This is a genomic window from Angustibacter peucedani (genome assembly GCF_054779595.1).
The window spans coordinates 49,114-60,174 of sequence record NZ_BAAGXY010000020.1 but is presented as its reverse complement, the minus strand read 5'-3'; the positions used below and the strand labels follow the sequence as shown (position 1 = coordinate 60,174).

12 protein-coding genes are annotated in these 11,061 nt (G+C 75.1%); 8 read left to right on the top strand and 4 right to left on the bottom strand.

Annotation, left to right across the window (positions count from 1 at the left end; genetic code table 11):
- Window positions 1-853 (bottom strand): serine/threonine-protein kinase (locus tag ACYVJ4_RS05375; protein WP_460459084.1); only part of this gene is annotated, 853 nt, incomplete at its 3' end.
- 117 nt (window positions 854-970) lie between these two features.
- Between ACYVJ4_RS05375 and ACYVJ4_RS05370 the strand changes: the two genes are divergently transcribed.
- The 4 genes from ACYVJ4_RS05370 to ACYVJ4_RS05355 are packed head-to-tail and all read left to right on the top strand — an operon-like array spanning window position 971 to window position 4,106.
- Window positions 971-2,251: an FAD-dependent oxidoreductase gene (locus ACYVJ4_RS05370; protein WP_460459083.1), complete on the top strand. Its 1,281-nt coding sequence runs from the start codon at window positions 971-973 to the stop codon at window positions 2,249-2,251.
- Window positions 2,241-2,975 carry a Type 1 glutamine amidotransferase-like domain-containing protein gene (locus ACYVJ4_RS05365; protein ID WP_460459082.1) on the top strand — a complete coding sequence of 245 codons (735 nt, stop codon included), beginning with the start codon at window positions 2,241-2,243 and terminating at the stop codon, window positions 2,973-2,975. Before ACYVJ4_RS05370 ends, ACYVJ4_RS05365 begins: the two co-directional genes overlap by 11 nt.
- Window positions 2,976-3,030: 55 nt before the next feature.
- Window positions 3,031-3,348 carry an ArsR/SmtB family transcription factor gene (locus ACYVJ4_RS05360; RefSeq protein ID WP_460459081.1) on the top strand — a complete coding sequence of 106 codons (318 nt, stop codon included), beginning with the start codon at window positions 3,031-3,033 and terminating at the stop codon, window positions 3,346-3,348.
- Complete coding sequence (locus ACYVJ4_RS05355; protein WP_460459080.1) at window positions 3,345-4,106, top strand: SRPBCC domain-containing protein; 762 nt, start codon at window positions 3,345-3,347, stop codon at window positions 4,104-4,106. The genes ACYVJ4_RS05360 and ACYVJ4_RS05355 overlap by 4 nt, the downstream gene beginning before the upstream one ends.
- Before the next feature lie 4 nt (window positions 4,107-4,110).
- Here the strand turns inward: ACYVJ4_RS05355 and ACYVJ4_RS05350 are convergent, their stop codons facing one another.
- Window positions 4,111-5,130: a Gfo/Idh/MocA family protein gene (locus ACYVJ4_RS05350; protein WP_460459079.1), complete on the bottom strand. Its 1,020-nt coding sequence runs from the start codon at window positions 5,128-5,130 to the stop codon at window positions 4,111-4,113.
- Window positions 5,127-7,610 carry an MMPL family transporter gene (locus ACYVJ4_RS05345; protein WP_460459078.1) on the bottom strand — a complete coding sequence of 828 codons (2,484 nt, stop codon included), beginning with the start codon at window positions 7,608-7,610 and terminating at the stop codon, window positions 5,127-5,129. The genes ACYVJ4_RS05350 and ACYVJ4_RS05345 overlap by 4 nt, the downstream gene beginning before the upstream one ends.
- 136 nt (window positions 7,611-7,746) lie before the next feature.
- Between ACYVJ4_RS05345 and ACYVJ4_RS05340 the strand changes: the two genes are divergently transcribed.
- Both ACYVJ4_RS05340 and lipB read left to right on the top strand, forming a co-directional pair.
- Entirely contained in the window at window positions 7,747-8,205 is a 459-nt protein-coding gene (locus ACYVJ4_RS05340; RefSeq protein WP_460459077.1) for a MarR family winged helix-turn-helix transcriptional regulator, read from the top strand.
- A 10-nt stretch (window positions 8,206-8,215) separates the two neighbouring features.
- Window positions 8,216-8,887 (top strand): lipoyl(octanoyl) transferase LipB, encoded by a 672-nt coding sequence (gene lipB / locus ACYVJ4_RS05335; RefSeq protein ID WP_460459076.1) that lies wholly within the window; start codon window positions 8,216-8,218, stop codon window positions 8,885-8,887.
- Here lipB and ACYVJ4_RS05330 read toward each other — a convergent pair.
- Complete coding sequence (locus ACYVJ4_RS05330; RefSeq protein WP_460459075.1) at window positions 8,856-9,008, bottom strand: hypothetical protein; 153 nt, start codon at window positions 9,006-9,008, stop codon at window positions 8,856-8,858. The genes lipB and ACYVJ4_RS05330 overlap by 32 nt on opposite strands.
- Window positions 9,009-9,149: 141 nt before the next feature.
- On the opposite strand from ACYVJ4_RS05330, the gene lipA reads away from it, so the two are divergent.
- Together lipA and ACYVJ4_RS05320 are read left to right on the top strand one after the other, a co-directional pair.
- Window positions 9,150-10,151, top strand: a complete 1,002-nt coding sequence (gene lipA / locus ACYVJ4_RS05325) for a lipoyl synthase (RefSeq protein WP_460459074.1) — start codon at window positions 9,150-9,152, stop codon at window positions 10,149-10,151.
- Between the two features lie 74 nt (window positions 10,152-10,225).
- The gene (locus ACYVJ4_RS05320; RefSeq protein WP_460459073.1) at window positions 10,226-10,954 is read left to right on the top strand and encodes a DUF4191 family protein; all 729 of its coding nucleotides are present in this window, start codon (window positions 10,226-10,228) and stop codon (window positions 10,952-10,954) included.
- The last annotated feature ends 107 nt before the right edge of the window (window positions 10,955-11,061 follow it).

The window sequence follows — 11,061 nt, the reverse complement described above, 5'->3', positions numbered from 1 at the left end:
CCCGCACGGCCCCGTCGACGCGCTGCGTCAGGCCGCCGTCGCCGGGCGCCCGTCCCGACCGCCACACGGGCACGGCGACCGCGGCCTCGTGCAGCCCGCGCGCGAGCTCGTGCGGGGTGGGGCGGCGGTGCGGGTCCGGGTGCACGGCCTGCTCGACGAGGTCTACCAGCGCCGCCGGGACGTGGGGCGCCACGAGCCCGGCCAGGGGCTCGCGGCTGGGCACGCCGGGCGGTGGCGCGCCCGTGAGGGCGAACCAGGCGAGCGCGCCGAGCCCGTGCACGTCGCTGGCCGGGGTGGGCGCGCCGCCCGTGAGCACCACCGGGTCGACGAACCCGGGCGTGCCGTAGACCTCGTCGCGCGGCTCGCCGGTGACCCGCACCGTGCCCAGGTCGGCGAGGAAGGGCCGGCCGGACGCGTCGAGCAGCACGTTGCCGGGCGCGAGGTCGCCGTGCTGCACCCCTTGCGCGTGCAGTTCGCCGACCGCCGCCGCGAGCGGTGCGAGGCAGGTCACGACCTCCCCCGCCCGTAGCGGGCCGCGCGCGGCGACCAGGCCGCCCAGCGTGCCGCCGTCGAGCAACGGGACCACGAGGGCCACCTGCTCGTCGTCGAGGACCACGACCTCGAGCAGCGCCAGCACGTGCGGGTGGCGCACGCCCGTCAGCACGGCCAGCTCGCGCTCGGCCTGCGGCCCCGCGCGCACCACCTTGACCGCCACCGGCCGCCCTCCCGACGCGGGCTCGGCGCGCCAGACGGTGGCGCTGGCCCCGCGGCCGAGGCGTCGGGTGAGCCGGTAGCCCGGCACGGCGGGAGCGCCGGGGTCGCGGGTCGCGGTGGGTGCGTCGTCCAGGGGCATCGCCCCAGCCTGGCCGAGCCGGCGACCGCGCCGCTGGCGTCGTCCACAGGCCCGGCCCGGTGCGCGGACGTCGGCGGACCGGGCTAGCCTGCCGACGACCCAACTGAGGAGGACGACGTGACCGGGCTGCCCGCGCGCGCCGACGTCGTCGTGGTCGGGGCGGGGTTGGCCGGGCTCGCCGCGGCGGTCGACCTGGCGGCCGCCGACCTGGACGTCGTGGTGGTCGAGGCCGACGACGACGTGGGCGGTCGCGTGCGCACCGACGCCGTCGACGGGCTGCTGCTCGACCGCGGGTTCCAGCTGCTCAACCCGGCCTACCCGGCGCTGCGCCGCGGCGTCGACCTGGCCGCGCTCGACCTGCGGCCGTTCGAGCCGGGGCTCGTCGTGGCGCACGGCGGACGGCGCACCGTGGTGGCCGACCCCCGGCGCGCGCCCGCCCACCTCGCGACGACGCTCGCCGGCCCGGGCAGCCCGCGCGAGAAGGCCGCGTTCGCGGCCTGGGCGTTGCACACCGCGATCGCCGACCCCGGACGCCTCACGACCGATCCCGACGAGCCGCTGTCAGCGACGTTGAACCGTCGTGGCATCACCGGCCGGCTGCGCACCAGCGTGGTCGAGCCGTTCCTCACCGGCGTGCTGGGCGAGGACGGCCAGGAGTCCTCGCGCCGGTTCGTCGAGCTGGTGGTGCGCACCTTCGTCCGCGGGCTGCCGTCGGTGCCGGCGCAGGGCATGCAGGCGCTCCCCCGCCAGCTGGCCGCCGGCCTCGCACCGGGCGCCGTGCACACGGGCGTGCGGGCGGTCTCGGTCGACGGCGCCTCGGTCGCCACCGACATCGGCGTGGTGGGCGCGCGAGCCGTCGTCGTCGCGACGGACCCCCGCTCCGCGTCGCGGCTGGCCGGCCTGCCGAGCATCCCGATGCGCCACCTGACCACTTACTACCACCTGGCCGACCAGCCGCCGAGCGACCTGGCGATGCTGCACGTCGACGGCGACCGGCGTGGTCCTCTCGTCAACACCGCCGTGATGTCGAACGCCGCACCCACCTACGCCGCGGGCCGCGGGGCGCTCGTCGCCTCGACGGTGCTCGGCGTCCGCGACGAGCCGTCGGTCGAGCACGCCGTGCGCGCCCAGCTGCGGCTGGTCTACGGCGCCGACCCGCGGCGCTGGGAGCTGGTCGGCACGTACGCGGTCGCCGACGCGCTGCCCGCGATGCTGCCGCCGCTGACCGTCCGCCAGGACGTCGCGCTGGGCGACGGCCTGTTCGTCGCGGGCGACCACCGCGACACCGCCTCGATCCAGGGCGCGCTGGTGTCCGGACGACGCACCGCCACCGCCGTCCTGCGCCACCTCGACCTGCCCGCACCCCACCGACCGGAGGACCCGCCCCGTGCCCGCTGACGCCCCCACCATCCTTGCGACGTCCGGCGGCTACGTGCCGGCCGTGCGCCACCGGCTCGACTTCGCCCCGCTGGTGCGGCACGCGGTCGAGCTGTCCGGCGCGACCGGGGCGCCGAAGGTGTGCCACGTCGGCACGGCGATCGGCGACCAGCGCTGGTTCAACGCCGAGCTCGACGAGGCCGGGCGCGCGGCGGGCTTCGCGCTGAGCCACCTCTCGCTGTTCCCGATGCCGTCGGTGGACGACGTCGAGGCCCACCTGCTCGACCAGGACGTCGTGTGGGTCAACGGCGGCTCGGTGGCCAACCTGCTCGCGGTGTGGCGGGTCCACGGGCTCGACGACATCTTCCGCCGGGTCTGGGAGGCCGGGGTCGTGCTGGCCGGGGTCTCGGCCGGGTCGATCTGCTGGTACGAGGGCGGCACCACCGACTCCTTCGGCCCCGAGCTGCGGGCGGTGACGAACGGCCTGGCGCTGCTGCCCTACGGCAACGGCGTGCACTACGACAGCGAGGAGCGCCGACGTCCGCTCGTGCACCGGCTGGTCGCCGACGGCACCCTCGGCCTGACCCACTGCACCGACGACGGCGTCGGCCTCGTTTACCGCGGCACCGAGCTGGTCGAGGCGGTCACCGAGCAGCGGGGCAAGGGGGCCTACGCCGTGCGCCGCGACGGCGACGCCGCGGTCGAGGAGCGGGTCGAGCCGCGGGTGCTGCCCGGCGCGAGCTGACACCGGCGTCGCCCTTGCCGTGGCGTCAATGGTCGCTCTAAAGTAACCGTTGCCCATGAGTGACCAAACCGCCGCCGCCGCGCTCGACGCGCTCGGAGACCCGATGCGCCGCGAGCTTCTCGTCGTGCTGCGCGAGGGCCCGACCCCTGTCGGCGAGCTGGCCGCGCGGCTGCCCATCGGCCGCCCGGCCGTGAGCAAGCACCTGAAGGTGCTCGAAGGGGCCGGCCTGGTCGAGCACCGCTCGCAGGGCACGCGCAACCTCTACGCGCTCGCGCCTGCCGGGCTGGTGCCGGTGCAGCAGTGGCTGGTCGGGCTGTGGGACACCGCGCTGCAGGCGTTCGCCGACCACCTCGAGCAAGGACACCAGCCATGACCGTCGTCGCCCCGGTCCGCCGCCAGATCAGGGTCGGCGCCGACCCCGCCACCGCCTTCACGGTCTTCACCGCGCACGTCGCGGCGTGGTGGCCGCTGGGCCAGTTCAGCCTGCACGGCGCGACCTCGTCGGTGGCGTTCGAGGGCGACGAGCTCGTCGAGCGTGCGGCGGACGGCTCGGTGGCCGTCTGGGCCGAGGTGGTCGAGCGCGACGCCCCGCACCGGCTGCGGCTGGCGTGGCACCCCGGCCAGGACGCCGCGAACGCCACCGACCTGCTGGTCACCTTCACCGCGGACGGCGACGGCACCCTGGTGCAGCTCGAGCACTCGGGCTGGGAGCGCACGCCCGACCCCGAGGCCGCCGCCGCGAACTACTCGGGCGGCTGGGTCGCGGTGCTGGCCGGCTACGCCGAGCGCGCCGGTGGTCGGCTGGACGACGAGAGCGGGGCCGCGCCGGACACCTGGTGGGTGCTCGAGCACCGCCCCGGTCCGGCGGTGGACGACGGCGGCTCGGTCTTCGCGCACCCGCTGTTCGCCGAGCACGTGGCGTTCCTCGGCCGGCTCGCCGACCAGGGACTGCTCGTCGCGGCCGGGCCCCTGCCCGACGTCGAGGGCGCCGGCCTGACCGTGGTCCGGGTGCCAGGCGTCGTCGGCGCGGTGGACGTCGTCGCGCTGGCGACCGCCGACGACCGCTCGGTCGCCGAGGGCCTGCTCGCCGTCCAGGTCCGGCCGTGGGCCGTGCGGCAGGCCGCGGTCTAGCGCGTCAGAGCAGCACGACGCGGCGCTCGGCGGCGCTGACCCGGGCGGCGTCCAGCACCTCCATGACGTGCACGGCGTCGCGCGGGTCGACCGGCATCGGCGCGCCCGTGGTCACCGCGTCGGCGACGCCGCGGTAGAAGTCCGCCGGGCCGCCGGGCGCGCGCAGCACCGGCTCGCGCACCTCCCCCGTCACCAGCCACCCGCAGTGCTCGAGGTCGAGGTCGAACAGGTCCGGGAAGGCCGAGTCCTCGTCCTCGAAGCTCGTGACCACGTAGGCGCCGGCCCGGCCCAGCACGCGGGTGCGCGGGCCTGGGGCGCCCGCGACCGAGAGCGCGCCGAGGTGGCTGCGCACGCCGTTCTCGTGGCCCAGCGCGAGGAACGCGTCGTCCTCGGCGGCCGTCGTGTGGGCGGCGAGCTCGGCGTACACCTCGCGCACCGGGCCGAAGAGCTGCACGGCCGAGTCGACCAGGTGGCTGTGCAGGTCGAGCAGCAGTCCGCCGCCCTCGGCCGCTGTGTTGTTCTCGCGCCAGCGGTCCTTCGGCTGGGGGCGCCACCGCTCCCAGCGCCGCTCGAACCGGAACACCGGGCCGAGCGCGCCCTCGGCCACCAGCCGCTGCAGGGTCAGCTGCTCGCCGTCCCAGCGACGGTTCTGGAAGACCGTGAGCCGCACCCCCACCGACCGGGCGTGCTCGACCACCCAGCGCGCCTGGCCGGAGTCGACGCCGAGCGGCTTGTCGACCACCAGAGGCACGCCGGCGTCCAGGCACGCCACCGCCTGCTCGGCGTGGGCGCCGGTCGGGGTCGCCAGCACGACCACGTCGACGGCGTCCAGCTCGAGCAGCAGCGCCTCGAGCGAGCTCAGCACCCGCACGTCCGTCCAGTCCTGCTCGGCCTGCGCCCGCCGCTCCCCCGACGACGTCACGACCCGGACGACGTCCAGCCCGGCCTCGCGCAGCAGCGGCGAGTGGATGCCGCGCCCGGCCGAGCCGTACCCGACCAGCCCGACCCGGACGCGTGCGCTCATGCCTCGATGGTCGCAGAGGTCTCGTCGTCCGCGCGGTCCTCTGCGGCGTCGGATCCGTCGTCCGCACGGGCGAGCCGCGAGGGCCACCAGACGCGCGGCCCGACGTCGCGCACCAGCGCAGGCACGAGCAGCGAGCGCACGACCAGCGTGTCGAGCAGGACGCCGAACGCGACGAGGAACGCGATCTGCTGGAGGAACAGGATCGGGATCGTCGACAGCGCGCCGAACGTCGCCGCGAGCACCACGCCGGCGCTCGTGATGACGCCGCCGGTGACCGCCAGGCCGACCAGCACCCCTCGGCGCGTACCGGCCTCGACCGACTCCTCGCGCACCCGCGTCATGAGGAAGATGGAGTAGTCGATGCCGAGCGCGACCAGGAACACGAACGCGTACAACGGGATCGACGGGTCGCCGCCCGGGAAGTGGAAGACGTCGCGGAAGACCAGCGCCGCCACGCCCACCGTCGCCGCGAACGACAGCACGTTGGCCCCGATCAGCAGCAACGGCGCGACGACGGCCCGCAGCAGCAGCATGAGGACCAGCAGGATCACCAGCAGGATCGCCGGGATGATGACGAGCAGGTCGCGCCGGCTGGCGTCGCGGACGTCGAGGTTGACCGCGGTGGTGCCGCCGACGAGGACGTCCTGGCCGACCTGGTCGACCGCCGTCCGGAGCCGCTTGACGACGTCCTCGGCCTGCGGGCTGTCGGCCGCAGGCTCCAGCGTCGCCTCGATCTGCACCTGGCCGTCGACGACCTTGCGCGGACCGGGCTTGCCGTCCGCGGCGAGCGTGTCGTCAGTGGTGATGCGGGCCGAGTCGACGCCGTCGACCGCCTGGACGACCTGCAGCGCGCGCGGCGCGTCGGTCTCCTGCACCACGAGCAGGGCCGGGCTGCCCGAGCCGCCGGGGAAGTGCTCGCCCAGGACCTCCTGGCCCACGACCGACTCGACGCGGTCGCGGAACACCTGCGAGGTGCTGATGCCGTCGGCCTTGAGCGAGGGCGCGAAGAACGCCGCGGCCAGCAGGACGACGAGCGTGCCCACCCAGACTGTGCGCGGGTGCCGCCCGACCAGCCGCGCGACCCGGCCCCAGATGCCCGGCCCGTCGACGGAGTCCGCGCGGTGGACGTGGTCGATGCGCGGCGTGCGCGGCCAGAACAGCCAGCGGCCCGACTCGGCGCGCGCGTACCAGGGCAGCGGCTCGTCGCCGGCCGGGCCGGTGCGCAGCACCTGCCAGCGCCGCACCGCCAGGTAGCCGCCGCCCGCGAGCACCAGCACGACGAGCACCAGGCCCAGCCACGGGCCGACCAGCACCGCGCCGACCGCGAACGCCGCACCGCAGGCCACGAGGGCCAGCAGCAGCACCGGGACCAGCAGCAGCACCGGCAGCAGGGTGAGGGCCGCGAGCAGCGCACCGCCGATGCCGAACGCGCCGACCGGTCCCAGCCCGCGCGTCGACCCGAGCTGGCTGAGCAGCAGGCACAGCAGGCCCAGCACCACCGTCGCGGCGCTCGCGGCGATCGGCTCGACCGAGCCGCGCCAGGCCCGGCGCATGGCGACGTACTTGCTCGGGTGGTCGTGCAGCTCCTCGCGGTAGCGCGAGACCAGCAGCAGGGCGTAGTCGGTCGCCGCTCCGATGACGAGGATCGACAAGATGCCCTGGCTCTGGCCGTCGAGGGTGATGGTGCCGTTCTTGGCCAGCGGGAAGATGACGAGCGCGGCGAGCGCCAGGCCGAAGCCGGCCGTGAGCAGGGCGGCGAGCGGCAGCAGGGGGCTGCGGTAGACCAGCAGCAGGATCACGAAGACGGCGGTGAGGCTGACCCCGAGCAGCTTGCCGTCGATGCCGCCGAAGGCCGTGACGAGGTCGGCGGTGAACCCCGCGGGACCGGTGACGTAGGTGCGCACGCCCGTCGGAGCGAGGTCCTTCGACGCGGCGTCGCGCAGCGCCCCGACCGCCTGGCCGACGACGCTCTCGCCGTCCGGCAACGAGTCGCCGGCCTTGTCGCCGTCCAGCAGGACGGGCAGCAGCAGCGCCTTGCCGTCCTGGCTGGGGACCGCGGCTGTCGGCCCCGGCACGACGTAGTCCTTCAGCGCGAAGGTGCGGCCGTCGGCGACGGCGGGGTCGACGTCCAGGGTCAGCGCGCCGAGCGACTGCGCGTACTGCTGGACGGCGGCGGTGTCCTGCGGCGTGATGCCGGCGTCGCGCTCGACCACCACGAAGGCCGGGAACGTCGACGAGGACGAGAACCGCTCCGCCAGCTTCGAGAGCTCGGTGGACTCGGCCGAGGCCGGCAGGAAGTTCGCGTTGTCGTTCTCCTGCACCTCTGACAGCCGCCCCACGAGGGGGCCGCCGATGCCGCTGACGCCGAACCACGCGAGCGCCACGACGCCGAGCGCGATCGCCCGCACCACGGCGCGACGGCGGCTGCCGGTGCGCCGCCGCGCGCGTCGCGCCGGTGCCTGCTGCTGGTCGTCGCTCACGCGCAGTTCCCCTCTCGGTGATTCATCAGCATGCTGACAATACAGGTTCGTCAGCATGCTGCGCACCGAGCGGGCATGATGGGCGCGGTCGCCCGGCACCCGCCGGTGGCCATCTCCGGTCCTCGAGGAGTATCGCGTGCCGCAGCCACCGGACGACGACCTGGCGTCGTGGGCGACCGGTCGGCTGCTGTCGACGGCCGCGCGGCTGGTGGAGCACGCGTGGGACACCCACCTCGGTCGCTGGGGCCTGAACCACGCCAGCTTCGCGGTGCTCTGGATGCTCGAGCGCGGCCCGCGCACCCAGCGCCAGCTCGCCGCCGCTGCGGCGGTCCAGGCCCAGACCATGAGCCGCGTGCTCGAGCGGCTCGAGCGGCTGGGGTACGTCGCGCGGGTGCGCAGCGAGAGCGACCGTCGCCGGGTGCTGGTCAGCCTGACGCCCGCCGGACGCCGCGCGCGCAGCGAGGCGCACGACGACGGCATCGCCGAAGGGCTGCTGCAGCAAGGTGTCCCGGACCTCGCGCGGCTGCGCGGCGACCTCGTCGAGCTGGTGCGCCACCTGCGCCCGGACGCCGGGCAGCCGTCCGCGCGGGCGTAGCCTGGACGACATGAGCCTGGAGTTCGTGCACGCCGGTTTCGTCCCCTCGCCCGTGCCCTACCTGGACGGCTGGGCGCAGCAGCGCGAGGTGCACGCCCAGGTCGTCGCCGGCGAGCGGCTCGCCACCGTGCTGCTGCTCGAGCACGAGGAGGTCTACACCGCGGGCAAGCGCACCGAGCCGCACGAGCGGCCCTTCGATGGCACGCCCGTGGTGGACGTCGACCGTGGCGGCAAGATCACCTGGCACGGGCCGGGCCAGCTCGTCGGCTACCCGGTGCTGCGGCTGCCCGACCCGGTCGACGTGGTCGCCCACGTGCGCCGCCTCGAGGGCGCGCTGATCGACGTCTGCGCGGAGCTCGGGCTGGCCACGACGCGCGTCGACGGCCGCAGCGGCGTCTGGGTGACGGCTGACGAGCGCGGCCCCGACCGCAAGGTCGCCGCGATCGGCATCCGCGTCGCGCAGGGCGTCACCATGCACGGGTTCGCGCTGAACTGCGACTGCGACCTGTCGTGGGCGCGCACGATCGTGCCGTGCGGCATCTCGGACGCGGGGGTGACGTCGCTGAGCGTCGAGCTCGGGCGCGACGTCACGGTCGCGGAGGTGCTGCCGGTCGCCGAGCGCCACCTCGCGGCCGCGCTCGACCTGGGGGTCAGCCCCGGTCGTGCTCCTGCACCTGCGTGACGATCCCCAGCACGAGACCGGCCACGAGGCCGATGGCGGACGACCACGCGGTGGCGCGCAGCAGCGGGTGCGGCAGCGGGTCCGCGACGGTGCCGCGGTCGGTGACGGTGATGACGGCCATGGGGCCCTCCTCGGGAGCGGGTCAGACCAGGTATCGGCAGCCTGGGCGCTCGACCTGAGCGCAGCCGTCGAGCACGCCGGGCGTACCCTGGAAGAGGTCTCGGGCACCCCCGGGACCGATCCAAGCGACGAGGAGCGGCTCGTGACGATCGCGCCCGAGGGACGCAAGATGCTGCGTCTGGAGGCCCGCAACGCGCAGACCCCGATCGAGCGCAAGCCGGAGTGGATCCGCACCAAGGCCACCATGGGCCCGGAGTACTCGGCGCTGCAGCAGCTGGTGAAGGGCGAGGGCCTGCACACGGTGTGCCAGGAGGCCGGCTGCCCCAACATCTTCGAGTGCTGGGAGGACCGCGAGGCCACCTTCCTCATCGGCGGCGAGCAGTGCACCCGGCGCTGCGACTTCTGCCAGATCGACACCGGCCGCCCCACCCCGCTCGACCGCGACGAGCCGCGCCGGGTCGCCGAGTCGGTGCAGACCATGGGCCTGCGCTACGCCACCATCACCGGCGTCGCCCGCGACGACCTGCCCGACGAGGGCGCTTGGCTGTACGCCGAGACGATCCGGCAGGTGCACGCGCTGAACCCCGGCACGGGTGTCGAGATCCTGGTGCCGGACTTCTCGGCGAAGGCCGAGCTCGTCGGCCAGGTGCTGGACGCCGCCCCCGAGGTGTTCGCGCACAACGTCGAGACCGTGCCGCGCATCTTCAAGCGGATCCGTCCGGCCTTCCGCTACCAGCGGTCGCTGGACGTCATCACGATGGGCCGCGACGCCGGGCTGGTCACCAAGTCCAACCTCATCCTGGGCATGGGCGAGACCCGCGAGGAGGTGAGCGAGGCGCTGCGCGACCTGCACGAGTCGGGCTGCGACCTGATCACCATCACCCAGTACCTGCGCCCGAGCCCGCGCCACCACCCGGTCGAGCGGTGGGTCAAGCCCGAGGAGTTCGTCGAGCTCTCGGACGAGGCCACCGAGCTGGGCTTCTCGGGCGTCATGGCCGGGCCGCTGGTGCGCTCGTCCTACCGCGCCGGCCGGCTGTGGGCGCAGGCCGTGCAGCGCCGCGGCGGCACCGTGCCCGAGGCGCTGCAGCACCTGACCGAGGCGGCGCCCGCGCGCCAGGAGGCCAGCAGCCTGCTGGCCCGCTGACCGCTACCCTGCTCGCCGCACCACCCGCTCACCGGCACGACCTGCTCACCCGCACTTGCGACCCGAGGACCCCCATGGCCCGCAGCACCACCCCTGACGCCGCTCCGAAGAAGCAGCGCTTCGCGCGCCTGCGCCAGATCGGAGCCGCGTTCACCCAGGCTCGTGCGCTCGACCCGGCAGTCGTGTGGTGGATGCTCGGCGCGTTCGTGCTGGTGCTCGCGGTCTTCGTCGTGCTCGGCCAGGTGCTCGACCACCCGATCTACCTGCCGGTCATCGGCGTGCCCCTCGCGGTGCTGGCCGCCGGCATCGTCATGGTGCGGCGCACCGAGCGCGCGGCGTACGGCCAGCTCGAGGGCCAGGTGGGCGGCGGCGGTGCAGCGCTGGGCGCCCTGCGGCGCGGGTGGTTCCACGAGCAGCAGCCGGTGGCGGTCGAGGCCTCGCGTCCCGGTGACGTCGCCTCGGCGGCGATGGTGTTCCGCGCGGTCGGCCGCCCCGGCGTGGTGCTGGTGCTCGAGGGCCCGCACGGCCGCGCGCAGAAGCTGGCCGAGAAGGAGCGCAAGCGCGTCAACCGCGTCGTCCCCAACGTGCCGGTCACGCTCGTCCGCGTCGGCACCGGCGAGGGCGAGGTGCCGGTGCGCAAGCTGGTCAGCAAGCTCAGCCGGATGCGTCCCTCCCTCACCAAGACCGAGGTGAGCGCCGTGCAGAAGCGGCTCAAGGCGCTCGGCAGCGCCCCGGTGCCGGTGCCCAAGGGCGTCGACCCGATGCGCGCCCGCCCCGACCGCAAGGGCATGCGCGGCCGCTGAGCCGCGACCTGCACCCAGGTTTCTCCGGTCCTTCACACGGGGACACACCGCCGTAACCTGCGTCTGGTCTGCTGGGTCTCGTCGCCAGACCACGAGCCCGGGAGGCA

What these genes read in the sequence shown, in the direction of transcription:
- ACYVJ4_RS05360 (WP_460459081.1), top strand. Translation starts at nt 3,031, where the DNA reads ATGAGTGACCAAACCGCCGCCGCCGCGCTCGACGCGCTCGGAGACCCG.
- ACYVJ4_RS05355 (WP_460459080.1), top strand. Translation starts at nt 3,345, where the DNA reads ATGACCGTCGTCGCCCCGGTCCGCCGCCAGATCAGGGTCGGCGCCGAC.
- ACYVJ4_RS05350 (WP_460459079.1), bottom strand. Translation starts at nt 5,130, where the DNA reads ATGAGCGCACGCGTCCGGGTCGGGCTGGTCGGGTACGGCTCGGCCGGG.
- lipB (WP_460459076.1), top strand. Translation starts at nt 8,216, where the DNA reads ATGAGCCTGGAGTTCGTGCACGCCGGTTTCGTCCCCTCGCCCGTGCCC.
- ACYVJ4_RS05330 (WP_460459075.1), bottom strand. Translation starts at nt 9,008, where the DNA reads ATGGCCGTCATCACCGTCACCGACCGCGGCACCGTCGCGGACCCGCTG.
- ACYVJ4_RS05320 (WP_460459073.1), top strand. Translation starts at nt 10,226, where the DNA reads ATGGCCCGCAGCACCACCCCTGACGCCGCTCCGAAGAAGCAGCGCTTC.